The 25,104-nt window shown below is 64.1% G+C and carries 23 protein-coding genes; 21 read left to right on the top strand and 2 right to left on the bottom strand.

The window, feature by feature from the left end; all coding sequences use genetic code 11:
* The 8 genes from ACN0T5_RS14260 to ACN0T5_RS14225 form a co-directional block, all read left to right on the top strand.
* Positions 1-432 (top strand): branched-chain amino acid ABC transporter permease (locus ACN0T5_RS14260; protein ID WP_417769272.1); only part of this gene is annotated, 432 nt, incomplete at its 5' end.
* Between the two features lie 35 nt (positions 433-467).
* On the top strand, positions 468-1,637 hold the full coding sequence (locus ACN0T5_RS14255; protein ID WP_417769271.1) for an ABC transporter substrate-binding protein: 1,170 nt from the start codon (positions 468-470) through the stop codon (positions 1,635-1,637).
* A gap of 5 nt (positions 1,638-1,642) precedes the next feature.
* A complete protein-coding gene (locus tag ACN0T5_RS14250; protein ID WP_417769270.1) occupies positions 1,643-2,452 on the top strand; it encodes an ABC transporter ATP-binding protein in 810 nt (269 codons plus the stop codon).
* 12 nt (positions 2,453-2,464) lie between these two features.
* Positions 2,465-4,270, top strand: a complete 1,806-nt coding sequence (locus ACN0T5_RS14245) for an AMP-dependent synthetase/ligase (protein WP_417769269.1) — start codon at positions 2,465-2,467, stop codon at positions 4,268-4,270.
* 45 nt (positions 4,271-4,315) lie between these two features.
* On the top strand, positions 4,316-5,524 hold the full coding sequence (locus ACN0T5_RS14240; RefSeq protein WP_417769268.1) for an acetyl-CoA C-acetyltransferase: 1,209 nt from the start codon (positions 4,316-4,318) through the stop codon (positions 5,522-5,524).
* Positions 5,525-5,533: 9 nt separating this feature from the next.
* The gene (locus ACN0T5_RS14235; RefSeq protein ID WP_417769267.1) at positions 5,534-6,916 is read left to right on the top strand and encodes an enoyl-CoA hydratase-related protein; all 1,383 of its coding nucleotides are present in this window, start codon (positions 5,534-5,536) and stop codon (positions 6,914-6,916) included.
* On the top strand, positions 6,913-7,707 hold the full coding sequence (locus ACN0T5_RS14230) for an enoyl-CoA hydratase/isomerase family protein (protein ID WP_417769266.1): 795 nt from the start codon (positions 6,913-6,915) through the stop codon (positions 7,705-7,707). Before ACN0T5_RS14235 ends, ACN0T5_RS14230 begins: the two co-directional genes overlap by 4 nt.
* 49 nt (positions 7,708-7,756) lie before the next feature.
* The gene (locus ACN0T5_RS14225) at positions 7,757-8,695 is read left to right on the top strand and encodes an NAD(P)H-dependent flavin oxidoreductase (RefSeq protein ID WP_417769265.1); all 939 of its coding nucleotides are present in this window, start codon (positions 7,757-7,759) and stop codon (positions 8,693-8,695) included.
* Positions 8,696-8,921: 226 nt separating this feature from the next.
* Here the strand turns inward: ACN0T5_RS14225 and ACN0T5_RS14220 are convergent, their stop codons facing one another.
* Positions 8,922-9,659 (bottom strand): TetR/AcrR family transcriptional regulator, encoded by a 738-nt coding sequence (locus tag ACN0T5_RS14220; RefSeq protein ID WP_417769264.1) that lies wholly within the window; start codon positions 9,657-9,659, stop codon positions 8,922-8,924.
* Between the two features lie 89 nt (positions 9,660-9,748).
* On the opposite strand from ACN0T5_RS14220, the gene ACN0T5_RS14215 reads away from it, so the two are divergent.
* From ACN0T5_RS14215 to ACN0T5_RS14180, 8 genes are all read left to right on the top strand, one after another.
* Complete coding sequence (locus ACN0T5_RS14215) at positions 9,749-10,984, top strand: ABC transporter substrate-binding protein (protein WP_417769263.1); 1,236 nt, start codon at positions 9,749-9,751, stop codon at positions 10,982-10,984.
* Between the two features lie 84 nt (positions 10,985-11,068).
* Positions 11,069-11,710 (top strand): DJ-1/PfpI family protein, encoded by a 642-nt coding sequence (locus tag ACN0T5_RS14210; RefSeq protein ID WP_417769262.1) that lies wholly within the window; start codon positions 11,069-11,071, stop codon positions 11,708-11,710.
* Entirely contained in the window at positions 11,707-12,753 is a 1,047-nt protein-coding gene (locus ACN0T5_RS14205; RefSeq protein ID WP_417769261.1) for a phosphotriesterase family protein, read from the top strand. Before ACN0T5_RS14210 ends, ACN0T5_RS14205 begins: the two co-directional genes overlap by 4 nt.
* Positions 12,754-12,766: 13 nt before the next feature.
* Positions 12,767-14,146 carry an aspartate aminotransferase family protein gene (locus ACN0T5_RS14200; protein WP_417769260.1) on the top strand — a complete coding sequence of 460 codons (1,380 nt, stop codon included), beginning with the start codon at positions 12,767-12,769 and terminating at the stop codon, positions 14,144-14,146.
* A 1-nt stretch (position 14,147) separates the two neighbouring features.
* Positions 14,148-14,906, top strand: coding sequence for an ABC transporter ATP-binding protein (locus ACN0T5_RS14195; protein WP_417769259.1), 759 nt, complete (start codon positions 14,148-14,150; stop codon positions 14,904-14,906).
* On the top strand, positions 14,899-15,642 hold the full coding sequence (locus ACN0T5_RS14190; protein WP_417769258.1) for an ABC transporter ATP-binding protein: 744 nt from the start codon (positions 14,899-14,901) through the stop codon (positions 15,640-15,642). Before ACN0T5_RS14195 ends, ACN0T5_RS14190 begins: the two co-directional genes overlap by 8 nt.
* Positions 15,643-15,646: 4 nt before the next feature.
* Entirely contained in the window at positions 15,647-16,534 is an 888-nt protein-coding gene (locus ACN0T5_RS14185) for a branched-chain amino acid ABC transporter permease (RefSeq protein WP_417769257.1), read from the top strand.
* Between the two features lie 59 nt (positions 16,535-16,593).
* Positions 16,594-17,517, top strand: coding sequence for a branched-chain amino acid ABC transporter permease (locus ACN0T5_RS14180; protein ID WP_417769273.1), 924 nt, complete (start codon positions 16,594-16,596; stop codon positions 17,515-17,517).
* Positions 17,518-17,828: 311 nt separating this feature from the next.
* On the opposite strand, the gene ACN0T5_RS14175 is transcribed toward ACN0T5_RS14180, so the two are convergent.
* The gene (locus ACN0T5_RS14175) at positions 17,829-18,542 is read right to left on the bottom strand and encodes a TetR/AcrR family transcriptional regulator (RefSeq protein ID WP_417769256.1); all 714 of its coding nucleotides are present in this window, start codon (positions 18,540-18,542) and stop codon (positions 17,829-17,831) included.
* A 127-nt stretch (positions 18,543-18,669) separates the two neighbouring features.
* Here ACN0T5_RS14175 and ACN0T5_RS14170 point away from each other — a divergent pair, with 127 nt between their 5' ends.
* The 5 genes from ACN0T5_RS14170 to ACN0T5_RS14150 all read left to right on the top strand — a co-directional run bounded on the left by ACN0T5_RS14170 (position 18,670) and on the right by ACN0T5_RS14150 (position 25,039).
* Positions 18,670-19,728, top strand: coding sequence for an ABC transporter substrate-binding protein (locus ACN0T5_RS14170; RefSeq protein ID WP_417769255.1), 1,059 nt, complete (start codon positions 18,670-18,672; stop codon positions 19,726-19,728).
* Positions 19,729-19,803: 75 nt separating this feature from the next.
* Positions 19,804-20,868 carry an ABC transporter ATP-binding protein gene (locus ACN0T5_RS14165; protein WP_417769254.1) on the top strand — a complete coding sequence of 355 codons (1,065 nt, stop codon included), beginning with the start codon at positions 19,804-19,806 and terminating at the stop codon, positions 20,866-20,868.
* A complete protein-coding gene (locus ACN0T5_RS14160) occupies positions 20,865-22,586 on the top strand; it encodes an ABC transporter permease subunit (RefSeq protein WP_417769253.1) in 1,722 nt (573 codons plus the stop codon). The genes ACN0T5_RS14165 and ACN0T5_RS14160 overlap by 4 nt, the downstream gene beginning before the upstream one ends.
* A 3-nt stretch (positions 22,587-22,589) precedes the next feature.
* Complete coding sequence (locus ACN0T5_RS14155) at positions 22,590-23,402, top strand: enoyl-CoA hydratase/isomerase family protein (RefSeq protein ID WP_417769252.1); 813 nt, start codon at positions 22,590-22,592, stop codon at positions 23,400-23,402.
* The gene (locus ACN0T5_RS14150; RefSeq protein WP_417769251.1) at positions 23,399-25,039 is read left to right on the top strand and encodes an AMP-binding protein; all 1,641 of its coding nucleotides are present in this window, start codon (positions 23,399-23,401) and stop codon (positions 25,037-25,039) included. Before ACN0T5_RS14155 ends, ACN0T5_RS14150 begins: the two co-directional genes overlap by 4 nt.
* The last annotated feature ends 65 nt before the right edge of the window (positions 25,040-25,104 follow it).

Here is a 25,104-nt window from a genome sequence, read left to right as displayed (position 1 = left end):
GATCGCGACATCTCGGCAGAAGTGCTCGGCATCTCGCTGCTGCGCTACAAGCTGATGAGCTTCGCCATCTCGTCCTTCTATGCCGGGGTCGCCGGCGGCATGTGGGCCTATTTCTTCCGCGTCGTCACGCCGGAGAGCTTTCCCTTCGTCTATTCGATCTTCTTCCTTGCCGCGATCATCGTCGGCGGCATGGGAACGATCCTCGGAGCCATTCTCGGCGCCGTCTTCATGACGCTGGTGCCGGAGCTGCTGCGCTTCGGCATCGACTGGCTGACCCCCGTCCTTCCCAACGCGGCGGCGATGCTCTCGCCGGTGCGCACCATCGTTTTCGGCCTGCTGATCGTCGGCTTTCTCATCTTCGAGCCGAAGGGACTTGCCGAAATCGTCCAGAGAACACGGCGTTACTTCCATCTCTGGCCCTTCAAGAAGTGAATGACAGAAAAGTCACGACAAAACCGGAGGAAACCATGCTTGGCATAACCAGGAGAACGCTGATCGCCCTTTCGGCATCGGCAGCCATCGCCACCTCGCTGCCCGCGGCCGCGGCGGACGACATCGTCATCGGCGGCTCGATCCCGCTGACCGGCGTCTTCGCCTTCGCCGGCATCGGCATCGAGGCGGGCATGCAGGACTACATCAAGATCCTCAACGAGGCCGGCGGCATAAACGGCCGCAAGGTGCGCCTCGCCTACGAGGACACCGGCTACAAGGTCGATGCCTCCGTTGCCGTCTTCAACAAGCTGACGAGCCAGGACGAGATCCATCTCTACTACGGCGACTCGACCGGCTTCGCCAAGACGATCAACGGCGAGCTTGAGCGCCTCGGCTCGATCATGATGGCGGGCGCGTCCTTCGCCACCGAGCTGAACGATCCCAAGGCCTTCCCGCAACAGTTCATGGCAGGTCCCGACTATTCGGAGATGACCGGCATCCTGCTGGAATACATCGCCAAGGAGAAGCCGGGCGCGAAGATCGTGCTGGTCAACTCGGACACCGAGTTCGGCCGCGACCCGATCGCCGCCACCAAGGCGCGCGCCGGAGAACTGGGCCTCGAGGTCGTCGAGGAGATCATCACCCCGCCGACCGCCGTCGACGTTTCCACGGAAGTCCTGAAGCTGCGCCGCGCCCGGCCGGACTACACGATCTTCCACGGCTACGTGCTGGCGCCGCTGCCGGAATTCATGAGCCAGGCCAAGCAGCTCGGCCTTGAAACCAAGTTCATGGGCACCTTCTGGTCGATGGATTCCAGCATCTGGGCCAAGGTCGGCGAGGATGCCGACGGCTTCATGGGCGTGATGCCGTACCGGTACTACTATGACGAGGCCGACAACGCGCCGATGCTCGACCGCATCCGCGAGATGCGCCCCGAGTACCAGTCGACCCCGTACATGCAGGGCTTCCTCACGGCCATGCTGTTCTCCGAGGCGGCGAAGCGCACGCTCGACGCCGGCAAGGAGCTGAACGGCACCAACCTGAAGGCCGCCCTCAACTCGATCGAGAATTTCGACACCGGCGGCATCATCGGCGTGCCGATCTCGATCCCGGGCAATTCCATCCCGGTCGGCCGCATCTATCGCTACGACGCGAGCGCAAAGCAGATGCAGCCGGCTTCCGACTGGATCAGCGTGCAGGAGTAAGCAAGATGGCCGCGGACATCCTCCTCGACATCAACAACATCGAGGTCGTCTACAACAAGACGGTGCAGGTGCTCCGCGGCCTGTCACTGAGCGTCGAGCGGGGCAAGATCGTCACCCTGCTCGGCTCCAACGGCGCGGGCAAGTCGACGACGCTGAAGGCGGTGTCGAACCTGCTGACGCTGGAGAACGGCGCCGTCACCGCCGGCGCGATCCGTTTCGACGGCGACGACATTTCCCGGCTGACGCCCCACGCGCTGGTCCGGCGCGGCCTCTTCCACGTGATGGAGGGGCGCCGCATCTTCGAGGACCTGACGGTGGAGGAGAACCTGACGGCGGCGACCTTCGCGCTGTCCGGGCGCGGGCTCAAACCGACCTCCTTCGATCTCGTCTACCAGTATTTCCCGCGCCTGTTCGAACGGCGCCAGGGACGGGCCGGCTATCTCTCGGGCGGCGAGCAACAGATGCTGGCGATCGGCCGGGCGCTGATCGCCCAGCCTTCGCTGATCCTGCTCGACGAGCCCTCGCTGGGGCTCTCCCCGGTGCTGGTCGAGGAGATCTTCACCATCATCGCCTCGATCAACCGCGATCTCGGCGTGTCGATGCTGCTGGTCGAACAGAACGCGGCCGTCGCCTTCGCCGTCTCCCACTACGGCTACATCATGGAGACCGGCAAGATCGTGCTCGACGGACCGAGCGAGCGGCTGGTGAAGGACGACGACGTGCGCGAGTTCTATCTCGGCGCCAGCGGCGGCGAGGGTACCAAGAGCTACCGCGACATCAAGCATTACAAGCGCCGCAAGCGCTGGCTGTCCTGAGGCAAGACGACCATGGCCGACTTCCCCGAACTCACCCTGCCGCAGATGCTGCGTGCCCATGCCGAGAAGACACCGGACCGGGTCGCGGTGCTGCAGAAGGACTTCGGCATCTGGAACCCGCTCACCTGGCGCCAGTATCACGAACGCGCCTGCGACGTCGGCCACGGGCTTCTTGCCCTTGGCCTCGGCGACAAGGGCCATGTGGCGGTGCTTTCGGAAAACCGGGTCGAATGGGTGCTCGCCCAGCTCGGCACCGGCATTGTCGGCGGCGTCACCATCGGCGTCTATCCGACGAGCCCGGCCAACGAGGTCGGCTACGTGCTGGAACATTCCGACAGCGAGATCATCATCTGCGAGGACCAGGAGCAGCTCGACAAGGTGGTCGAGATGCGCGACCAGTTGCCCCGCCTGCGAAAGGTCGTCGTCGTCGAAACCAAGGGCCTGCGCGGCTATTCCGGCGACTTCGTCATTTCCTTCGCCGCGATGGAGGAGATGGGGCGGGCGCATCGCAAGACCCATCCCGCACTGGCCGAGGAAAGCCTTGCCGCCCGCACGCTCGATGACGTGGCGCTGATGGTCTACACCTCGGGCTCGACCGGAAAGCCGAAGGGCGCGATGCTCTCCTATCGCAACCTGCGTGCCCAGGCGATCGCGGTGACCGACCGCATCGGCCTCGATGCCCACACCGTGCATCTGTCCTACCTGCCGCTCTGCCATGTCGCCGAACAGATGGTGACGGTGATGGCGCCGGTCTATCTCGGCGCGCGGATCTGCTTCGGCGAGTCCCTTCGCACGGTGCAGGAGGACCTGCGAGAAGTCGCTCCTTCCTCGTTCCTCGGCGTGCCGCGGATCTGGGAGAAGCTGCATTCCTCGATCCACATCCGCATGCTCGAGGCAGGCGGCTATCGCCGCGCCCTCTATGAGCGGGCCTATCGCGCCTGCGAGCCCTTCGCGGCGAAGCCGAAAGCCGCACGCAGCCTGCGGGAACGAGCGACCTTCGCCCTTTGTTATCTTCTGGTCTTCCGCGCCCTGCAGAATTACATCGGCCTGCGCCGCGCCCGCATAGCGATGACCGGGGCCGCGCCGATCTCGCCGAAGATCGTGCATTTCTTCCGCACCATCGGCGTTCCGCTCGTCGAGGTCTACGGCATGACCGAGACCAGCGGTGTGGTGCTTGGACAGACGCGGGCCAGGCTCGCCGCCGGTTCCGTCGGCCCGCCGGTAAAAGGTGTCGAGGCCCGTGCGGGCGAGCACGGAGAGTTGCAGATACGGGGCGATACGGTCTTCGTCGGCTACTACAAGAACCCCGGCGCCACCGAAGCGGCCCTGAAGGACGGCTGGCTGCATACCGGTGACGTTGTCGAGATCGAGGGCGGCGAGTACCGCATCGTCGACCGGCTGAAGGACATCATGATCACCGCCGGCGGCAAGAATCTCAGCCCCTCGGAGATCGAGAACACGGTCAAGGGCAGCCCCTATATCAAGGAATGCATCGTCATCGGCGAGGGGCGCAAATACGTCTCGGCGCTGATCCAGATCGACTTCGAGACCGTCGCCAAATGGGCGGAGGAAACGGGACTGTCCTACACCAATTTCCGCAGCCTTGCGGAAAACCCGGCGGTGCGCGAACTGGTCGACACCGAGATTCGGGCCGCCAACGGACAGCTCGCCCAGGTCTCCCACATCCGTCGCTTCCACCTGCTCACCAAGGAGCTGGACCACGACGACGACGAGGTGACGGCAACCATGAAGGTGCGCCGCTCCAGCATCCAGACGAAATATGCCGGCGAGATCGCCAGCCTCTACGCGGCCGGCTGACACACCGCAGACGTCCTGCCATTTGAACGGAGCTTCGCACCCGCCATGACCGACGCCCTGATCTTTGACCACCTGCGCACGCCGCGCGGCCGGGGCAAGCCGGATGGCGCCCTGCACGAGGTGACCCCGATCCGCCTTGCCACCACGGTTCTGGAGGCGGTGCGCGAGCGCAACACGCTCGACACGGCCCTTGTCGACGACGTGGTGATGGGCATCGTCATGCCCGTCGGCGAACAGGGTCAGTGCCTGCCCCGCGTCGCCGCCATCGCAGCCGGCTACGCGGAAGAAACGGCCGGCGTGCAGGTCAACCGCTTCTGCGCGTCCGGCCTCGAGGCCTGCAACATGGCCGCCGCAAAGGTGATGGCCGGTCAGGCGGACATGATGGTCGCCGGCGGGGTCGAATCCATGTCGCGCATTCCGATCCTGTCCGACGGCGGTGCCTGGGGCGCCGATCCGCAAGTGGCGGCCGCCACCTCCTTCGTCCCGCAAGGGATTTCCGCCGACCTGATCGCGACGAAATGGGGCTATTCGCGCGAGGATGTGGACGCCTATGCGGTGGAAAGCCACCGACGCGCGGCCCGCGCCTGGTCGGAGGGCCGCTTCGCCCGCAGCGTCATCCCGGTCGACGACCGGGTCGGCGAGGTGCTGCTCGCCCGCGACGAGACCATTCGCGGCAACTCGACGACGGATGACCTGGCGCGGTTGAAGCCGTCTTTTGCCGCGCTCGGCGAAAAGGCCGGTTTCGATGCCATCGCCCTGGAACGCTATCCGGACTTCGCCGAAATCCGCCATGTCCACCATGCCGGCAATTCCTCCGGCATCGTCGACGGCGCAGCCGCCGTGCTGATGGGCACGCGCGAGGCCGGCAAGCGCGCCGGACTTGCACCGCGCGCCCGCATCCGCGCCTTCGCCGAAATCGGCTCGGAGCCGACGATCATGCTGACCGCGCCGTCCTTTGCCGCCGAAAAGGCGCTGAAGCGCGCCGGCATGACGGCGGCCGACATCGACCTTTTCGAGATCAACGAGGCCTTCGCGGCGGTCGCCATGCGCTTCATCGAGGCGCTCGACCTCGACCCGGAGACGGTCAACGTCAATGGCGGGGCGATCGCCATGGGTCACCCGCTCGGCGCCACCGGCGCGATGATCCTGGGCACCGCGCTGGACGAACTGGAACGCACGGACAGGCAGACCGCTCTCGTCACCCTGTGCGTTGGCGCCGGCATGGGCGTTGCCACCATCATCGAACGGATCTGAGGAGGCCCCATGCTGACATGCGCAACCGACAAGGACGGCATCGCCCTTGTGACCATCGACATGCCCGGCCGCTCGATGAATGTCATCGACTGGCCCTTCACGGACGCCTTGCGCGCCGAAATCGACCGGCTTGCGGCTGACCCTGAGGTGACCGGCATCGTCATTGCCTCCGGCAAGGAGAGCTTCATCGCCGGCGCGGACCTTGCCATCATGAACGGCATGAGCGGTCCCGGCACCTCGCCGGCAACCGCGTCGGAACGCATCCGCGTGATGACCGACACGTTCCGCGCGATCGAGACCTGCGGCAAGCCGGTCGTCGCCGCGGCAAGCGGCACCGCGCTCGGCGGCGGGCTGGAACTGATGCTCGCCTGCCATCACCGCATTGCCGCCCGCGACGAGAAGGCACGCTTCGGCCTGCCCGAGGTCACGCTCGGCATCCTGCCCGGTGCCGGCGGCACCCAGCGCCTGCCGCGCATCATCGGCATCGAGGCAGCGCTTCCCCTGCTGCTGGAAGGGCGTCGCCTTTCCGCCGACGAGGCACTGGCGCTCGGCATCCTCGACGAACTGGCCGAAGCCGGCGATCTTGTCGATGCGGCAAAGCGGGCGATCCGGGAGGGGCGCGTCGAAGCCTTGGCGCCCTGGGACCGCAAGGGCTTCGCCCTGCCCGGCCCGGCGGCGAATTCGGAAGCGGCCTCCAACATCTTCCTGTTCGCCAACGCGCAGGTGCACGCCCGCGGACACCGGAACTATCCGGCACCGGAGGCAATCCTCTCCTGCGTCTATGAAGGGGCGCGCCTGCCGATCGACAAGGCGCTCAAGCTCGAGCGACAGTATTTCGGTCGTCTGGTCCATGGCGACGTCGCGCAGGCGATGATCCGCACCCAGTTCTTCGCCCGGCAGGCGCTCGCCCGCGACGGCCGCGCCAGGCCCGATCCCGACGGCCCCCTTGCCTCGGCCTGCAGGAATGCCCTCGACGCGGAGGCCCTGCGGATGATGGCAGAGGGCACGAGCCCCGCCTTTGTCGGCAACGCGGCACGCGTCATCGGCCTCTCCACCCCGCCGCGACTGCCGAGTGACGGCGAGGCGGCGGGCGAGACAGACCGCACGGCCCTGCGCCCGGCCGGAATGCGGCTGCTGCGCGCTGTCGCCCTTGCGGCGGCGGCGGCGCTGGAGCGCGGCGATGTCGCCTCGGCCATCGAGGCGGATGTTCATGCCATCGACGCGGCCGGCTTCCCGGTCTGGACCGGCGGACCACTGACAATGATCGACACCGCCGGGGCGGCCGCCTTTGTCGACGCCTGCCGGGCGGACGGGCTGGAGATCCCCGTCGGCCTTGCCGCCATGGCCCGCGACGGCGGGCGGTTCCACCTGAACGAGGAGGCGGCCGCATGAGCGACGACCTTGTCCTTGCCGATGTCGATGCCGAAACCGGTGTCGCCACCATCACCATCAACCGGCCGAAGGTGCTGAACGCGCTCGATGCGCCGACGTCGCGCGCATTCCTGCGGGCGGTGCGCGAGGTGACGGCCCGCAAGGATGTGCGCTGCATCGTGCTGCGCGGCGCCGGGCGCGCCTTCGTCGCCGGCGGCGATGTCGCCGCCTTCGGTTCCGACCCCGACCGCGCCGCCGAGGTTGTCCACGAATTGCTCGATGCTCTGCACCCTGCGCTGGTGGCGCTGCGCGAGGCCCCTGCCCCGGTGATCGCCGTGGTACGGGGCGTTGCCGCCGGCGCCGGTTTCAGCCTGGTGCTCGGCGCCGACCTCGTGGTCGCCGAAACCGACGCCCGCTTCGTCATCGCCTATGACCGCATCGGCACCACGCCCGACTGCGGCGGCACCTGGGCCTTGCCGCGCAAGGTCGGCCGCGCGAAGGCGATGGAACTGATGCTGCTCGGCGAGACGCTGTCGGCAGAGGAGGCAAAAGCCGCCGGCATCGTCAACGCGGTGGTCGCGCCGGACGAGCTGGACGCCCGTGCCGACACGCTGGCGCGCCGCGTTTCGAGCGGCCCGACACAGGCCTATGGCGGTTTTTGCAAGCTCATCGACGCCGCCCTCGAGCGGCCGTTTGCTGCCCATCTGGAGGCGGAACGCGCCTCGTTCATCCGCATGACGGAGACCGGCGACTTCCGCGAAGGCGTCTCGGCCTTCCTTGAAAAACGCCAACCGCAATTCCGCGGCGAATAACCCGAACCCGCCGGAATGCGGGTAGGAGCAAGGGCAAAGGAGACGTTGCATGAGCCTCCCCAACGCGTTCGAGGGCCGGTTGAAGCTGCCGGCGATCGCCTCGCCGATGTTCCTCGCCTCGGGCCCCGATCTCGTCGTCGAAACCTGCCGCTCCGGCGTCATCGGCACGTTTCCGGCCCTCAATCAACGCTCCACCGAGGGCTACGGCGACTGGCTTGCCGAAATCGGGGAGCGTCTCGCTCCCCATCCCGGCGCCGCGCCCTTTGGCGTCAACCTCATCGTCCATCGCAGCAATGCAAGGCTCGAGGCCGATCTGGAAATGACCGTGGCGCGCAAGGTGCCACTCGTCATCACCTCGCTCGGCGCCAATCCGGACGTGATTTCCGCCGTCCATTCCTATGGCGGGCTGGTCTTCCACGATGTGATCAGCCTGCGCCATGCCCGCAAGGCAGCGGAAGCCGGCGTCGATGGCATCATCGCGGTCTGCGCCGGAGCGGGCGGTCATGCCGGCACCATGAGCCCCTTCGCCCTCGTCTCCGAAATCCGCGCCTTCTACGAGGGCGCGATCATCCTGGCAGGTGCCATCAACACCGGCGCACAGATCGTCGCGGCCCGCGCCATGGGGGCGGATCTCGCCTATCTCGGCACCCGTTTCCTGGCAACGAGCGAGGCGACGATCGTCGACGACTACAAGCAGATGATCCTGGATGCGAGCGCCGCCGACATCCTCTACACGCCCGCGATCAGCGGCGTGAACGCCAACTTCCTGCGCCCGAGCATCGAGCGTGCCGGCCTCGACCCGGACAACCTGCAGCATGCGGGATCGCTCGACATGGGCAGCGAGGCGAAGGTGTGGAAGAACATCTGGTCGGCCGGCCAGGGCACCGGCACAATCACCGAGCTGCTGCCGGCGGCGGAGCTTTGCGCGCGGCTCACGGCCGAATATCGCGCCGCCTGTGCCACACTTGCCGCCGACCCCTTCGCCTGACGGACCGGGCGGCAATCCTCATCAAGGCCTGAGCCGAACTCACCCGCACGGCAGGCGCCAACCGGGGACGGTGGCATCGCCCCCTGTGGCGGGAAGGGAGTTTCAGTCCCCCCTGCCCTTCCGGTCACACGCTGTCCCCGGGCACGGAACTTTCGCCAGGCAGGGCCTCGCCGGTGAACTGGCGACGGGGCCACATCCCTGATGGCAACCGGCGAACCGGCATGGATCAGTCCGGCGTCATGCTCAGCCGCTGCAAGCCGGCGATCATCGTTTCCACGTAGAACGAGAAACCGCTCTCCAACGGGCGCTGCCGACCGCTCTGCCAACGAACGATGAAGGCCCTGTTCGCCAGTATTTCCATATGCCTATGAATTGTGGGATAGGCTTCCGGCTCCAGATTGCGCACATTTTTTTCCAGTTGGGATGCCCATCCCTGAGGATCGTCGGCCGGCATCGGCGCCAACTCCAGCGTCACATAGCCGAGCAATGCGGCAACCACGGCGTTATACGCATCGATCAGTTTCTGGTCCTCGAACCCCGCCAGTTCCAGGACACAGAGGATCCGCTCGACCAGCGCCGGATTGACGCCGGCATTCGATACAAGCTGCGCGCCGAGTAACGGCGCCAGGTTGGGAAACCGGTGGAGCGACGCGCGGTAGCGGCGGAACAGTTCGCGCAGCCACGACGTCCACTCCCCGTCCGCCGGGAGTTCGGGGGCGACATCCACGAACGCCAGCGAGGCGACGTTTGCCAGCAGCTCATTCCGGCCGCCGGGGAAATGATGATAGAGCGCCGTCGGGTATACCCCGAGACGCCGGGCAACATCTCTGACGCTGAAGCCGTCGAGCCCGCGCTCATTTACCACTTCCAGTGACATCTCAACGATCTGCTGCGGAACCAGGCTCGCATTGGAGCTCCGGGGCGGCCGCCCGCGTCGTTTGATCTCGCCATCCGTTTTCGCCAACTCGATTACTCCTCTACGCCATCTAATAATTGTACAGTTGACAATAAAATTGTTCAATGCTCAATTTTTAAAAAACGAGGGGAACCAACATGATGAAAACATCGATCACACGACGCACTTTGCTTTCCACTGCAGCCGCCCTGGGCGCAACAACGCTGCTCCCGCGGATCTCGGCAGCAAACGCCGAGCCTTTCATCATCGGCGTCAGCGCCGACATGAGCGGGCCTTACGTCGACACGACCGGACCTGGTCAGATCGTCGCTGCGGAAATGGCCGTCGAGGATTTCGGCGGAAAGGTTCTGGGCCGCCCGGTCGTCATCTACAGCATTGACGATCAGAACAAGACCGACGTGGCCGCTGCAAACGCCAGAAAATGGTTCGACGTCGACGGCGTGGAGGCAATCGTCGGTGGAGGGAACTCCGCAGCGGCCTTTGCAATTCTCAACATTGCCCGCGAAGCCAAGCGGACCTTTCTCGTCGCAGGCGCGGGCAACCCCGACTTCGCCGGCAAGGAATCCTCTCCCATCTCCACCCAATGGGCCTACGACACATTTGCCCAGGCGACCGCCACCGGCGCCTATCTCAGCCGCGACGCCAGCGCAAAGAAGTGGTTCTTCATCACGACCGACTACGCTTTCGGCCACGCGCTCGAACGCGATACGACGCAAGTTGTCATGAATTCCGGCGGAGACGTCGCGGGAAGCGTGAGGGTTCCGCTTGGAACCGCCGACTTTTCCTCGCTTCTCCTGCAGGCGCAGGCGTCAGGCGCCGATGTCATCGGTTTCGCCGTGGCCGGCCAGGACCTCGTCAATGCACTCAAGCAGGCCGGCGAGTTCGGGATTGGTCCGGACGCGAACGGGCAGCAACTCGCAGGGCTTTCGCTGTTTTCGAGCGACCTCCCCGGACTGGGGCTGGAGACGGCCCGCGGGTTGATCGCCAGCGAGTCCTTCTACTGGGCCAGGAACGACCAGACACGGGCCTGGAGCAAGCGCTTCTTCGAACGGCGCCCGCGACGAATTCCGAACATGTTGCATGCAGGGGTCTATTCCGCGGTTCTGCATTACCTGAAGTCAGTCGAGGCGCTCGGCAACACGGACGCCATCGCCGTCAACACCCACATGCGCGAGACGCCGGTCAACGACTTCAACAACACCGATGTGCGGATCAGGGACGATGGCCGGGTCATGAACCCCATGTACGTGCTTCGGGTGAAAAGGCCCGATCAGGTCACCGAGGAATTCGACGTTCAGGAGATTCTCGGCGTGGTGGCACCGGAAACCGCATTCCGCAGCCGCGACGCTTCGGGCTGCGAAATCCGGACCTGATCCCGCCCCCCCCCGGCACCTGCAGTCGCGGGTGCCGGCTTCCCGAACTCGTCGGTAGCAGCGTTTTTTTTCAAGGACATCGCCATGCGTTTTGGATTCCTCGTCTATCCGGGTGTGGAGGAGCTCGACCTTGTCGGGCCATGGGAAATGGCCACGATGTGGCGCAGCTATGCCGACGGGCCGGAATGCCTGACCGTCGGCGCGAACACTGACGGCATCGTCTGTGCGAAGGGGCTGAAGATGACGCCCGACGTCTCCTTCGATGAATGTCCCAAACTCGACTTCCTGCTGGTCCCGGGCGGCTTCGCCGCGCTGGAGCAGGCTGAAAATCCCGACCTCGTCCGGTTCGTCTCGCGGCGCGGACTGGAATGCAGCCACATGCTTTCGGTCTGTACGGGATCGTTCATCCTGCACGCCGCCGGCATCCTGCGCGACCGCCGCGCGACGACGCATTGGAAGCTGCTTGCCGCACTGCGCGAGAAGGACCACGTCACCGTGGTCGAGGACAGGTTCGTGCGGGACGGCAACGTCTGGACGTCCGCCGGCGTATCGGCCGGCATCGACCTCACGCTTGCCTTTATCGCCGAGGTGGCCGGACCAGAGACCGCATCCCTCGTCCAGTACAATTCTGAATACTATCCCGACGGGAAGATCTACGGCTCCGCGCATGACACGCCGCAGGCGTCGGCCTATTTCCGCAAGCTGACGGCGGAGCCGCGGCCATGACCCGCGTCGACCGCACGATGCTGCGCGGCAAGGCGCAGACGGTCACGGGACTGGTCGATCCGGAAGCCCTTGGCCCGACGCTGATGCACGAGCATCTGATATGGGACATTCGCACACCGCAAATGGCCGTCATGGCGGACCAGGGCCCCGAAATCGCGCTCTGCAACTGTTTCCGCATCAATTACGGCCGGCTGAAGGTTCCCAACAACCTTGTATCGCGCAGCATCGACATCGCATGCGAAGAGGTCGGCAAGATGGTCGCCGCCGGCGGCAGGTCGATCGTCGAGCTGAGTTGCGGCGGCCTCAAGCCGGATCCTGAAGGCCTGGCCGAAGTCGCGCGGCGGTCCGGATCGCTGATCGTCATGGGATGCGGGCATTATGTTCACGACTATCAGGATCGCGCCAACGACACGCGCAGTGTCGACAGTTTCGCGGCAGAGATAATCTCCCAGATATTCGAGGGCGCCTGGGGAAGCAGCATCCGCGCCGGCATCATCGGCGAAATCGGATGCCAGGTGCCCTGGACGCCACTGGAGCGCCGGGTTCTGCAAGGCGCACTGATTGCCCAGGCGGAAACCGGGGCCTCGGTCAACATCCATCCGGGCCGGCACGAAGACCAGCCGCAGGAGATCGCCGAGTTCGTCGCCAGTCATGGCGGGGACATCGGGCGCACGATCCTGAGCCACATCGATCGAACCATATTCGACGAGTACAGGTTGCTGCAGCTGGCCGACACCGGATGCGTCATAGAGTTCGACCTGTTCGGGCAGGAACAGAGTTTCTACAGCTGGGGCGATATCGACATGCCCAACGACGCGGCCCGGCTGAAGTCGATCCGCACGCTCATAGATCACGGTCATCTCGACCGCATCGTCATCAGTCACGACATTTGCTACCGCACCCGGCTGTCCTGCTTCGGCGGTCACGGCTACGGCCACATCTACGAGAACGTGGTGCCGCTGATGCAGTCACGCGGCTTCAGTGCGTCGGAGATCGACGCGATCCTGATCAATACCCCCAAACGTCTTCTGACATTCATCTGAGCAGGCAATTTCAATGAACACGCAAGACAATTTCCCCAATGCCACAGTTCGTGAGGCGCTCCGTGAAGCCCGAGCGCTGTATGTCGAACGCAATCCCGAAAGCTCCGAGCGTCACAGGATCGCCTGTGACGTCATGCCCGGCGGCAATACGCGCAGCGTGCTCTTTCACACACCGTTTCCGCTGACCATCGCCCATGGAAAAGGGAGCCATGTGGAGGATGTCGACGGACGGCAATATGTGGATTTGCTGGGCGAGTTCACCGCGGGGCTGTTCGGACATTCGAACGCCAGGATCCGCGCCGCCATCATTCGCGCACTCGATGGCGGTATCAATCTTTCCGGACACAATCGTCTCGAGGCCGATTTCGCCAAGGAGGTCTGCGGGCGTTTTCCTTCCCTCGACCTGATACGCTTCACCAACTCCGGCACAGAGGCAAACCTCTTTTCGGTTGCAACGGCCTGCGCCCATACCGGACGGAAGCGCATTCTGGCGTTCCGGGGCGGATATCACGGCGGCCTGCTGAGTTTCGGAGAGCGCCAGAACCCGGTCAACGCCCCCTTTGAAGTCACCCTGTGTGACTACAACGACGGCAATGCGGTCGAGAAGCTGCTGGCCGAGGCCGGCGACACGTTCGCGGCGATCATTGTCGAGCCGATGCTGGGCGCGGGCGGATGCGTGCCCGCGGATGTCGACTTCCTGCGCCTCCTTGAAAGCGAAGCCGGGCGCTACGGGATCGTGCTGATTTTCGATGAAGTCATGACCTCGCGCCTGGGGCCTGCCGGTCTGCAGGGAGAGTATGGAATTGCCCCCGACCTGACGACGCTCGGCAAATATGTCGGTGGCGGCATGTCCTTCGGCGCCTTTGGCGGCAAGGCGTCCCTGATGTCCCGGTTCGATCCCAGGAAACCGGAGGCCACGCCTCATGCCGGCACATTCAACAACAACATCCTGACGATGTCGGCGGGCCTCACCGCCATGACGGAAATCGCCACGCCTGAAGCGCTTCGAGCGCTCAACGACCGCGGCGACCGCCTGCGCAACCAGCTCAACCGGCTTTGCGCGGATCTCGACGCCGCGCTTGTGTTCACCGGGCTCGGCTCACTGATGACGGCGCATTTCACGTCGGGACCGGTCCGCAATGCAAGCGACGTGCAATCGTCGAACCAGGCACTGCGGGAACTGTTCTTCTTCGACATGCTCGAACGTGGCTTCTACATGGCTCGCCGCTGCATGATCGCGCTCAGCCTGGAAGTATCCGAGGCCGAGTGCCAGCGGTTCGCCGAAGCCGTCGAGGACTTCCTCCGCGTCCGCCGCCCGCTGTTGGGCGCATCGGGCGCCGGCCAGTCCGCGGGCATCCAGGCCAACGACGGCGCGGCAACAGGGAAAACCTGACATGCAGGAAAGCGCATACATCCTGGAAGCGCGGAACCTGACCAAGGAGTTCAACGGTTTCTTCGCCGTCGAACAGGTCAGCTTGCAGGTTCGCAAGGGGCATATCCATGCCCTTATCGGACCCAACGGCGCCGGCAAGACAACCTGCTTCAACCTTCTCACGAAGTTCATGTCGCCCACGGGCGGAACCATCACCTACAAGGGCGAAAACATCACGTCGCATTCACCGGCCGATATCGCCCGGTTGGGCCTGGTGCGCTCTTTCCAGATATCAGCGGTGTTTCCGCAACTGACAGCGCTTGAAAACGTCCGCATCGCGCTGCAGCGAAAGCGTGGCAACAGCTTCGACTTCTGGCGCTCGCAGAAGGTGCTGGCCGCGTTCGACAACGAGGCGCGCGCGCTGCTCGCCGATGTCGGTCTTGGCGAATTCGAAACCGTCAACGCCTCCGATCTTTCCTATGGACGCAAACGGGCGCTTGAGATCGCCACGACGCTGGCGCTCGATCCCGAGATGCTTTTGCTCGACGAGCCGATGGCCGGCATGGCCCAGGAAGACGTCGAGCGCATATCGGCACTCATCAAGCACATCTCCGCCAACCGCACGATCCTGATGGTCGAGCACAACCTGTCGGTCGTGGCGAGCCTGTCCGACACGATCACCGTGCTGGCGCGCGGCAAGGTACTGGCCGAAGGCGACTACGCGACCGTGTCCACGAACGAGCGCGTGATCGAAGCCTACATCGGAGCAGGTCATGACTGAGGCAATGCTGGCGACACCCCCTCTGACTGGTGCGGCCCCCCCGCTGCTTGCGGTCGAAGGGCTCGAAGCCTGGTACGGCGAGAGCCACGTGCTGCACGGCATCGACTTCGATGTGCGGGCCGGAGAGGTCGTGACGCTTCTGGGCCGCAACGGCGCCGGCAAGACGACGACGCTGAAGGCGATCATGGGAACGATGCAGAAGCGCACGGGCTCGGTGCGGTTCCAGGGCAAGGAACTGATGCACGCGCCGGCGCGCTTCGTGGCGAGAGAGGGGATCGCCTGGTGTCCGGAAGAGCGCGGCATATTCTCGTCACTGTCGGTCGAGGAAAACCTCATGCTGCCGCCGCAAGTGAAGCCCGGCGGCATGGACCTGGACCGGATCTTCCTGCTTTTCCCAAACCTCAAGGAGCGCCTTTCCAGCCAGGGGACCAAGCTCTCTGGCGGCGAACAGCAAATGCTGGCCATCGCCCGCATTCTGCGCACCGGGGCCAAGATGCTGTTGCTCGACGAACCGACGGAAGGGCTCGCACCGGTCATCATTCAGCAGATCGGCCATACCATCGCCCGCCTCAAACAGGAGGGCTTCACCATCGTGCTGGTCGAGCAGAACTTCCGTTTCGCTTCAACCGTGGCAGACCGACACTATGTCGTCGAGCAAGGCAAGGTCATCGACATGATCCCCAATGATCAGATCGAAGCAAATGCCGGCAAGCTGCACGCCTATCTGGGGGTATGAGAGCATGATCGATCTGATCAGTATCACGCCGCAAGCTCTTTTCGGCCAGTTGTTGCTTGGGCTTATAAACGGGTCGTTCTACGCGCTCCTGTCGCTGGGGCTGGCGATCATTTTCGGGCTGCTCAACATCATCAACTTCACGCATGGCGCGCAGTATATGCTCGGTGCATTCGTGGCGTGGATGCTGCTGGACAAATTCGGTGTCAATTATTGGGCCGCCCTCGTGATCGCGCCCGTTGTCGTGGGCGTGACGGGCGTCATCATCGAGCGGCTGCTGATCTCGCGCCTTTACCACCTCGATCACCTTTACGGCCTGCTTCTCACCTTTGGCCTCGCACTCATCATTCAGGGCCTCCTGCGCAACGAATACGGCGTATCGGGCCTGCCCTACGCGATACCGGCGCAGCTTTCAGGTGGCCAGAACCTCGGCTTCATGTTCCTGCCCAACTATCGCGGATGGGTCATCGTCGCCTCGCTGGCCGTCTGCCTGGCGACCTGGTTCGTCATCGAGAAGACCCAGCTGGGCGCCTATCTGCGGGCCGCCACAGAGAACCCGACGCTCGTCGGCGCATTCGGCGTCAACGTCCCGCGCATGATAACGCTCACCTACGGTTTCGGCATCGGTCTGGCCGCTTTCGCCGGCGTTCTTGCCGCGCCGATCTACTCGGTCAACCCCAACATGGGCGCGGACCTGATCATCGTCGTCTTCGCCGTGGTTGTCGTCGGCGGCATGGGCTCGATCCTGGGGGCAATCGTCACAGGCTTCGGGCTCGGGCTGATCGAAGGCCTGACCAAGGTATTCTATCCGGAGGCCTCATCCGTGGTCGTCTTCGTCATCATGGCCATTGTGCTTCTGGTCAAGCCCGCCGGCCTGTTCGGGAGGACCGCGTAATGTCAGTCACAGTCGAGAACGAGAACATGGGCCTCACCTGCCCGCATGCACGAGCCGGCATGCCGCACTACCATGCCGCGATCTTCATCGTCCTTCTTGCGGCAGGGCTCGTCGCGCCCTTCCTTCTGTACCCCATCTTCGTGATGAAGGTGCTGTGCTTCGCGCTGTTTGCATGCGCCTTCAACCTGTTGCTCGGTTTCACCGGCCTGCTCTCCTTCGGACACGCGGCCTATTTCGGCGGCGCGAGCTACGTTGCCGCACATGCCGCGAAGGTCTGGGGTCTGCCGCCGGAAATTGCCATTCTCGCAGGCGTTCTGGTCGCCGCAGCCCTCGGCCTCGCGATCGGTGCCCTCGCGATACGTCGCCAGGGCATCTACTTCGCCATGATCACGCTCGCGTTTGCCCAGATGGTGTTCTTCCTGGCATTGCAGGCACCGTTCACTGGCGGCGAGGACGGCATCCAGGCCGTCCCCAGAGGCAACCTCTTCGGACTTGTCTCGCTGGAATCCGACTTGACGCTCTACTTCGTGGTGCTCGCGATCACGTTCGCCGGAATGTTCGCCATATACCGGATTGTCCATTCGCCCTTCGGACAGGTGCTCAAGGCAATCCGCGAAAACGAGAGCCGCGCCATTTCGCTGGGCTATCACGTCAATCGCTACAAGCTTGCGACATTCGTGCTGTCGGCATCTGTCGCCGGCCTTGCCGGGGCAACCAAGGCCATCGTTTTCCAGCTGGCATCCCTGACCGATGTACACTGGTCCATGTCGGGCGAAGTCGTCCTGATGACGCTGATCGGGGGAGTTGGCACCGTCTTCGGGCCCCTTGTCGGGGCCGCTGTCATCGTCACCATGCAGAACTATCTCGCAACCTTCGGCGCATGGGTCACCATTGTGCAGGGCGTTGTCTTCGTCGTCGCGGTGCTGGTGTTTCGCGACGGCATCATCGGCGTCCTCATGAGGCGTACCGGGACGAAGCTTTAGCGCTTCGCGGCATGCGGGTCCGGCGGCGACCGGCGGGGCGGCCAATCGCCATTCCGGAGCCCCTTGAGGCTCTGGTCGCTTGTGCATCCTCGTTCAGTGCGCGGGAGACCGTCTTCGGCCCCGTTCCATGGCCCGTCCAGGTGGGGACCGCCCCGGCGGGGCGGCCAATGGCCAAACCTCGCCGGTGCCGGACAAGGCGCTGCATGAGGAGGGGGTGAGCGGGTCGTCTGTACAGGCGCCCCTCACCTTCCGCCTTTGCCTTTTGCGTTCACCAGGGACCCGGGGCGGCCGCACCTCCCGGGATAAAACGATCACTCGTAAAGTGTCTTGTGCCAGATGATCGACAACTCTCTGACGAAAAACATTCTGTCGGCAGCGATTTTCTCCAGGTCCGGATTTTTTATTATGAAAAGCTCGCGCATTATATCGTCGATCATGCCTTCCAGGGCGAACACACGGAGGCGCAACTTCGTTTCAGACATGGGCTCCGAGCGATGGCGGCACGCGTGGGCCATCACACGCTTTGCCCATTCGCGGTTCACTCGCTGTCGCGCGGCGATCAGATCAGGCATCTGCTCGCGCAACTCGTGAACGCGCTCCATGAGCACGGCGTTCCTCTCGTAGTAATCCATGTAGTAGAGGTTCGTCCGGATGATCGTCTCAAGCGGATCGTCCGACAGGTTTCCCCGGCCCGACATGGTCAGCGTCAGATCCTGCAACCGGTTCAGCACCAGTCGCGCGGCTTCTTCCTTTGACGTCACATATTGGTAAAGCGCTCCGCGCGAGACCTGCGCAATCTCGGCGATACGGTCCATCGACAATTGCGCGTAGCTGGCCTGCTCGAGCGCCACCGCCGAAGCCCAGATCACTCGCCGTCGCGTTCGCTCTCCCTTGCGCAGTCCCGGCTCTTCCGCCGCTGCGAACAGGATCTCCGTCAAACGTGGAGCACTGGATGGCGGGACCGGCTCGGCCGCCGGCTGGAGCGGCGCTTTGTCTTCGGTCGAAGGGGTGGTGCTTTGGGACATGAGCTTCCTGCAATGAGTCTGAGAAACATCTTGCCAAAAACTAACGCTTGTGTCAGATAAAAAAACTAACAATAGTGTCAGTTCTGAGGATGGTCGCCGATCGGGCGACAATGAGGGAGAAACCGACATGAATACAAAAGCGTGCCCCAGCCGCCGTGCCTTCCTGGCCATCTCCGCCAGTGCCACCGCCTTCCTTGCCGCCCCATCGGTGATACGGGCCCAGACCCGCTCGCTGACCATTCGCGACCTCGGCATCGGATCGTCCTTTGCCGATGCCTATGCGACGGAATTCACCGCCGAGACCGGGATCGAAATCGTGCCGATCACCGGCGCCAACGATCCCATCGGCCAGATCAAGCAAATGGTCGACACCCGCACCTATGCATGGGACATGTCGATCGTGACCGAGCAGGTGGCAGATCAGCTCGCCGCCGACGGAGACGGCTATCTGGAGCCGCTCGGTATCGAGGGATCGGCAGGCTGGAAGGCGTTGCCCGAGGAGTATCGCCGCCCCTACTACGCAGGCAACGACGTGGTGGCCTCGGTGCTCGGCTATCGCACCGACACGGTCGATGCGGCTCCCAAGGGCTGGGCGGACTTCTTCGATGTCGAAAATTTCCCGGGCCGCCGCGCGCTGCGCCGCTCGCCGGTCGAGACCCTTGAGTTCGCCCTTCTGGCTGACGGGGTCGCGCCTGCCGACCTCTACCCGCTCGACGTTGAGCGCGCCCTGGCGAAACTGGATACGATCAAGGACCATGTCGCGGTCTGGTGGACCTCCGGCGCCCAGACAACCCAGCTCATTGAATCGGGTGAAGTAGACTTCTGTCCCTCCTGGAACGGCCGTATCCAGGCCGCGATCAATTCCGGCAGCCCCGCGGCGATCATGTGGGATCAGAGTTTCTGGATCTCTGAAGGCTGGGTCGTGCTGAAGGGCGGGCCGAAGCTGGATCTTTGCCGTGAATTCCTCCAGTTCGCTCTGTCGCCGGAGAGACAGGCAATCTTCTCGGCGATGACGGGATATGGCCCGACCCTCCCGGCAGCTTTCGGGCACATCGATCCGTCGATCGCTCCGACCATGCCCACCTGGCCCGAGAACCGCGCCCAGGCCGTTGCGATGAACGGTTCATTCTGGACCGAGAACCGCGACGCGATCACCGAGCGCTTCACCGCCTGGCTGCTTGGCTGAAACATCTTCCGACAACAGCTGCGAAACTGACGAGTCCGGCGACCGCCGGCCTCGGCTCGGTCAGAAGGTCGATACATGCTACAGCCGAAACTCGACATCCGCGAAATCACGAAGAACTACGGCAACTCAGCCGCCCTGTTGCCGACCTCGCTTGAAGTGGCGACGGGTGAATTCCTGACGCTGCTCGGTCCCTCCGGCTCCGGAAAGACGACGCTGCTGATGATGATCGCCGGCCTGACGCCGGCTTCAGGCGGCCGGATCCTGCTCGACGGCCATGACATAACGCTTCAGCCGGCTCATCGGCGCGATATCGGCGTGGTTTTCCAGAATTACGCGCTCTTCCCGCATATGAACGTGTTTGAGAACGTGGCGTTCCCACTGCGATTGCGCAGGAAGAGCGACGCGGAAATCCGCGCGGCCGTCAATCGCGCGCTCGGTCTGGTGCGGCTTGACCATCTGTCCCAGCGGCTTCCGCGCGAGTTGTCGGGCGGCCAGCAGCAGCGCGTGGCATTCGCACGTGCCATTGTCTTCAACCCGCAACTGATCCTGATGGACGAGCCCCTCGGGGCGCTGGACAAGAAACTGCGGGACGAGTTGAAACTCGAAATCCGCAAACTGCATGGCGAGCTGAAGAAGACGATCATCTACGTCACGCACGACCAGGAGGAGGCCATGCTGCTTTCCGACAGGGTGGTGCTGATGAACCAGGCACGAATAGAACAGATCGCACCGCCGGTGGAGCTCTACGAGCGGCCTGCGACGCCCTTCGCCGCCGCCTTCATCGGGGAAAGCAACCTGCTCGACTGCGTCGTCACGCCCGAGGGCAAGCTGCGTCTCGACGACGTCACGCTCGATACGAGCAACACCGGCCTCCTTCCCGCCTCGGGAGAGGTAACGGTGTTGCTTCGCCCGGAACGGATCAGGCCCTCGGCCGACGGCGCGCTGCGTGGCACGGTCACCGATCTCATCGACCTCGGCGCCATGCGTCGGCTCACCGTCGAACTGGAAGGGGGACGCTCCCTCACCGTGACGACGCTGGGCGGTGGCATGCAACTCGGACTGGGTGCGCGTGTCTGTCTTGCGGTCTCCCCCGAGGATGTGGTGCCCCTTGCTCCCGTGGCCGCAGGGAGAGGCAAATGAAGGCGGTTCCCCTGAGGTGGTTGCTACTCGTTCCTGCGGCGCTGCTGTTGGGACTGTTCTTTCTCTACCCGATCGGCACCTTCCTCATGCAGGGCTTCCTCGACACCGAGGGCACCCTCACGCTGACGCATGTCGAGCGCGTATGGGCGGCGGGCACCTACACCCGAACGATGCTGGAAACGATCAAGCTGTCGGGCTGGATTACCCTGTTCTCGTTGCTGATCGCCTATCCCGTCGCCTATCTGCTTGCCAATGCCCAAGGCCGTGGGCGGGCAACCCTGGCACTGCTGGTGCTTCTTCCCTTCTGGTCGAGCTTCCTCGTTCGCACATTCGCCTGGATTGTGATCCTGGGCCGGCAGGGGCCGGTCAACGGGGTGCTCATGGCACTGGGTATTGTCGATCGCCCGGTCGAACTGATGTATGGCTGGGGCGCCGTTGTGGTGGGCATGACAAACGTGCTTGTCCCCTTCGCTGTCCTGACCATGGCCGGGGTCATGGAGCGGATCGACCGCGGGCTGATGGTCGCGGCCAGCACCCTGGGTGCAAAGCCGGCGCAAGCGTTCTTCAGGGTCTACCTGCCGCTCTCCATGCCCGGAGTGACCTCGGCAGCCTTGCTGGTGTTCATCTCGGCACTTGGCTTCTTCATCGCCCCGGCGCTTCTGGGAGGCGCGCAGCAGACCATGATCACCCAGCTCGTGATCCAGCAGGTCACGGAGCTGGTAAACTGGCCTTTCGCCGCGATCCTGTGCCTGTTGCTGCTCGGCTCCGCCCTGGTTCTCTTCGCGGCATTCGACAAGCTGGTGGGGCTGTCTTCTCTTTCGGGTGAAACCAAGTCCCTGGGGAGCGGCCGGTTCGGCGTCGGGATGCGGCTTGCAGCGCTTGCGGGGGATGTGGCAGCGGCCTTCGGTTCCGCCTTCACGCGTCGTCCGCGCGCACCGGGATACATCGGAAAGCCGACGATCTTCATGGCCGTCGTGGCGGTGGCGTTTCTGGTGATACCCCTGCTTCTGCTGATACCGGTTTCCTTTTCAAGCAAGCAGTACCTGTCCTGGCCACCGGGCCCTCCAAGCCTGCAGTGGTTTGGCGAAGTGCTCTCCTCCGGGATCTGGGCCACCGCCGCACTTCGTTCCTTTTTCGTGGCGCTTCTGACCACGGCAATCTGCCTTGTTGTCGCCGTGCCTGCCGCCTTTGCCTTCGAACGCCTGAAAGGCGGCGCGGCAAGTGCCACGTTTGCCGCGATGATTGCTCCCTTGCTGGTGCCGCGCATGGTGATAGCGGTCGCGCTCTTCTATCTCTACGCAAGGCTGGGGATGGTGGGCACGACCGTCGGACTTGCCATCGGTCACGCAGTGATCGCCCTGCCCTACGTGTTCATCGCCTTGATCGCCGTGCTCAAGACCTATGATCGCAGGCTCGATGCAGCAGCCGCCTCGTTGGGCGCGTCACCTTTCGTCACCGCACGCAAGGTCACGTTGCCGCTGATATCGGGCGGCGTCGTCGCTGCGGCGCTGTTCGCCTTCGTCACCTCTCTCGACGAGCTCAACATCGCCCTGTTCGCCTCCGGCGGCCTGCAGTCGACCTTGCCCAAGCTCATGTGGGACGAAGCCACCCTGCGCTTCTCGCCCCTGCTGGCTGCTGTCTCAACTCTGGTTCTCATTGTAATGAGCGTGCTCGCGGTTCTGGCCGCATGGGCACGCGGAAAAAGCCTGAAAGACTAGAAAATGCCGATCCATTATGAAAAATCCGGTCATCTGGCGACGATCACCATCGACAATGGCAAGGTGAATGTCTTTACACCGTCCATGCACAAGGAACTTTTTGAAGTACTTACAGATTTCAACCGGGACCCGGAAATCAGGGTCGCAATCCTGAGCGGGACGGACGGAAAGAGCTTCTGCGCCGGCGACGACATCAAGAGCGCGTTGCCCGAGCTGACGCCCCTGGAGGCGTTCGAGGCGTTCCTTTCGCCTCATACGCATGAGGCCCGTGTCGGGCTCACGCGTCCGGGCTGGGAACAGGACGTGATGCGGTTCCGGCGCGTCAAGCCGATCATCGGGGCAGTCGATGGCTATTGCCTCGGTCAGGGGCTGATCTACCTGCTGCTGCTCACCGACCTGCGTATCGCCACAGACCGGGCCCAGTTCGGTTTTCCGGAAATCTCCTACGGCATGGGCGGAGCCGGGGCGATGACGCGGCTGGGACGTCACTTGCCGCGTGCGCTGGCGATGGAAATGTTGTTGCTCGGCGAGCGCCTCGACGCGCAAACCGCCCTGCGACACCACCTTGTGAACCGTGTTGTCGCTCCCGACGCCCTGACCGCAGCGGCCCGGGAGATGGCCCAGCGCATCGCTTCGCATCCGCCGGTCGCCATCCAGGTGGAACTTGAAGGCTATGAGCGCGCCATGGACATGAGCCGCGAACAAGCCGCCGACTACGCCGGAATTCTCTTCCGCTTCCAGCGTGTTGCCTGGGACGGCCCCGGGGCCGGCACGGGCTTCTTCCGAACACCTTCCGAGAACAAGGACGGAAAATGACCGGTCCGATCAGCACCGAACAGCTGGCTGCCGAACATGCGCGCCTGCGCGCGCTGGAAGCCGGCTTTCGCACCACCACCATCCGCGACTTCATGCTTCGCCGCGCATCCGAGCTTGGCGACGCGCCGTTCCTGAACGTCTTTGCTCGCGGAGAGACGGCGAGCTACGCCGAAGCCGACCGCGTCTCCAACCGCATCGCTCATGCGCTTCTGTCGAGCGGCGTGAGGAAGGGCGAGCGGGTGGCTGTGATGCTTTCCAATCGCATTCTCTACCCGCTCACGTTTCTGGCCCTGGCCAAGATCGGCGCGGTGCACGTTCCGGTGAACACACGATACACGGCACGCGAAATCGCCTATGTCCTTCAGGATTCCGGTGCGTCCGCCATGGTCATCGAGCCTGAGTATCTCGACGCGCTCGCCAGCGCGCAGGAACGCGCGTCCCTGCCCCCAACGGTGCTCGTACCCGATGGTGCCGCACGCCCGGGACAACTGGATTTCGATGCGCTGATCGCCTCCCGGCCCGAGACGACACCGTCCGATCCCGGCATCGACGCCGACGACCTGATGAACATCCAGTACACATCGGGCACGACCGGCTTCCCGAAGGGCTGCATGCTCAGCCACGATTACTGGATGGTGCTGGCCACGGGTGCCGCCTATTGGGACGGCGAAGATAAGCCCGCTCGCCTGATGACGGCCCAACCGTTTTTCTACATGGATCCGCAATGGCACCTGATCAAGACAATGATCCACGGCGGCACGCTCTATGTCGCCCCGCAGCTTTCGTCATCGCGTTTCATAGGCTGGGTCAAGCAGCATGACATCGAGTGGTGCCAGTTTCCGGTCCTGATGACACGTCAACCGGCAGCGCCAGACGATCGCTCGACACGGCTGAAACAGGTCGCAACGTTCGGCTGGGATGTCGAGACAGCGCGCGATTTCCGGCGCCGTTTCGGCGTGCGTGCCCGCGAGGGCTTCGGCATGACGGAAATCGGCCTGGGCACCCTGATGCCGTATTCCTTCGAGGCGATGTACGATTCCGCCTCGGTCGGCATTGACGGCCCCTTCCGTGAGACAACGATACGCGACGAGGACGGACGCCCGGTCGCGCCGGGCGAGCGCGGCGAACTCTGGGTACGCGGCCGCTCGATCCTGCAAGGCTACTGGAACCGGGCGGATGCGGACGCCGAAGTATTCCGGGAGGCAGACGACGGCGGGCAGCGATGGTTCCGCACCGGCGATATTTTCGTGGCGGACGCGAACGGGTTCCGTTGGCTCGTCGGGCGAATAAAGGACATGATCCGGCGGTCTTCGGAAAACATCGCCGCACGCGAGGTCGAGGCGGTGATCCGCGAACTGTCCCAGGTGGAGGACTGTGCTGCCGTGCCGGTGCCCGACGCGACGCGCGGCGAGGAAGTGAAGATCTATATTCAGCTCAAACCCGGACTTGCGCGCGCGGACTTGCCGCCGGAAACCGTGCTGCAACATGCACGTGCCAATCTCGCCCCCTTCAAGGTGCCGCGCTTCTACGCGTATGTGGACGAGTTTCCGCGGACGATTTCCAACAAGGTGGAGAAACGCAATCTGGTGGCCGGCGTAACCGACCTTCGTGCAGACAGCTGGGACGCCGAGCACTGACGAAGTCGGACAGGACGGCAAGCGACCCCGGAGGCGCATCCCGCACATCGCGGTCCGCGCGCCTC

The organism is Stappia sp. (genome assembly GCF_048261845.1).
Classification (GTDB): domain Bacteria; phylum Pseudomonadota; class Alphaproteobacteria; order Rhizobiales; family Stappiaceae; genus Stappia.
This window is presented reverse-complemented; position numbering and strand designations above follow the sequence as displayed.

Excerpts from the sequence above, each read along its gene's own strand:
- ACN0T5_RS14255 (WP_417769271.1), top strand. The coding sequence starts at position 468 with ATGCTTGGCATAACCAGGAGAACGCTGATCGCCCTTTCGGCATCGGCA.
- ACN0T5_RS14250 (WP_417769270.1), top strand. The coding sequence starts at position 1,643 with ATGGCCGCGGACATCCTCCTCGACATCAACAACATCGAGGTCGTCTAC.
- ACN0T5_RS14245 (WP_417769269.1), top strand. The coding sequence starts at position 2,465 with ATGGCCGACTTCCCCGAACTCACCCTGCCGCAGATGCTGCGTGCCCAT.
- ACN0T5_RS14240 (WP_417769268.1), top strand. The coding sequence starts at position 4,316 with ATGACCGACGCCCTGATCTTTGACCACCTGCGCACGCCGCGCGGCCGG.
- ACN0T5_RS14235 (WP_417769267.1), top strand. The coding sequence starts at position 5,534 with ATGCTGACATGCGCAACCGACAAGGACGGCATCGCCCTTGTGACCATC.
- ACN0T5_RS14230 (WP_417769266.1), top strand. The coding sequence starts at position 6,913 with ATGAGCGACGACCTTGTCCTTGCCGATGTCGATGCCGAAACCGGTGTC.
- ACN0T5_RS14225 (WP_417769265.1), top strand. The coding sequence starts at position 7,757 with ATGAGCCTCCCCAACGCGTTCGAGGGCCGGTTGAAGCTGCCGGCGATC.
- ACN0T5_RS14215 (WP_417769263.1), top strand. The coding sequence starts at position 9,749 with ATGATGAAAACATCGATCACACGACGCACTTTGCTTTCCACTGCAGCC.
- ACN0T5_RS14210 (WP_417769262.1), top strand. The coding sequence starts at position 11,069 with ATGCGTTTTGGATTCCTCGTCTATCCGGGTGTGGAGGAGCTCGACCTT.
- ACN0T5_RS14205 (WP_417769261.1), top strand. The coding sequence starts at position 11,707 with ATGACCCGCGTCGACCGCACGATGCTGCGCGGCAAGGCGCAGACGGTC.
- ACN0T5_RS14200 (WP_417769260.1), top strand. The coding sequence starts at position 12,767 with ATGAACACGCAAGACAATTTCCCCAATGCCACAGTTCGTGAGGCGCTC.
- ACN0T5_RS14195 (WP_417769259.1), top strand. The coding sequence starts at position 14,148 with ATGCAGGAAAGCGCATACATCCTGGAAGCGCGGAACCTGACCAAGGAG.
- ACN0T5_RS14190 (WP_417769258.1), top strand. The coding sequence starts at position 14,899 with ATGACTGAGGCAATGCTGGCGACACCCCCTCTGACTGGTGCGGCCCCC.
- ACN0T5_RS14185 (WP_417769257.1), top strand. The coding sequence starts at position 15,647 with ATGATCGATCTGATCAGTATCACGCCGCAAGCTCTTTTCGGCCAGTTG.
- ACN0T5_RS14180 (WP_417769273.1), top strand. The coding sequence starts at position 16,594 with ATGCCGCACTACCATGCCGCGATCTTCATCGTCCTTCTTGCGGCAGGG.
- ACN0T5_RS14175 (WP_417769256.1), bottom strand. The coding sequence starts at position 18,542 with ATGTCCCAAAGCACCACCCCTTCGACCGAAGACAAAGCGCCGCTCCAG.
- ACN0T5_RS14170 (WP_417769255.1), top strand. The coding sequence starts at position 18,670 with ATGAATACAAAAGCGTGCCCCAGCCGCCGTGCCTTCCTGGCCATCTCC.
- ACN0T5_RS14165 (WP_417769254.1), top strand. The coding sequence starts at position 19,804 with ATGCTACAGCCGAAACTCGACATCCGCGAAATCACGAAGAACTACGGC.
- ACN0T5_RS14160 (WP_417769253.1), top strand. The coding sequence starts at position 20,865 with ATGAAGGCGGTTCCCCTGAGGTGGTTGCTACTCGTTCCTGCGGCGCTG.
- ACN0T5_RS14155 (WP_417769252.1), top strand. The coding sequence starts at position 22,590 with ATGCCGATCCATTATGAAAAATCCGGTCATCTGGCGACGATCACCATC.
- ACN0T5_RS14150 (WP_417769251.1), top strand. The coding sequence starts at position 23,399 with ATGACCGGTCCGATCAGCACCGAACAGCTGGCTGCCGAACATGCGCGC.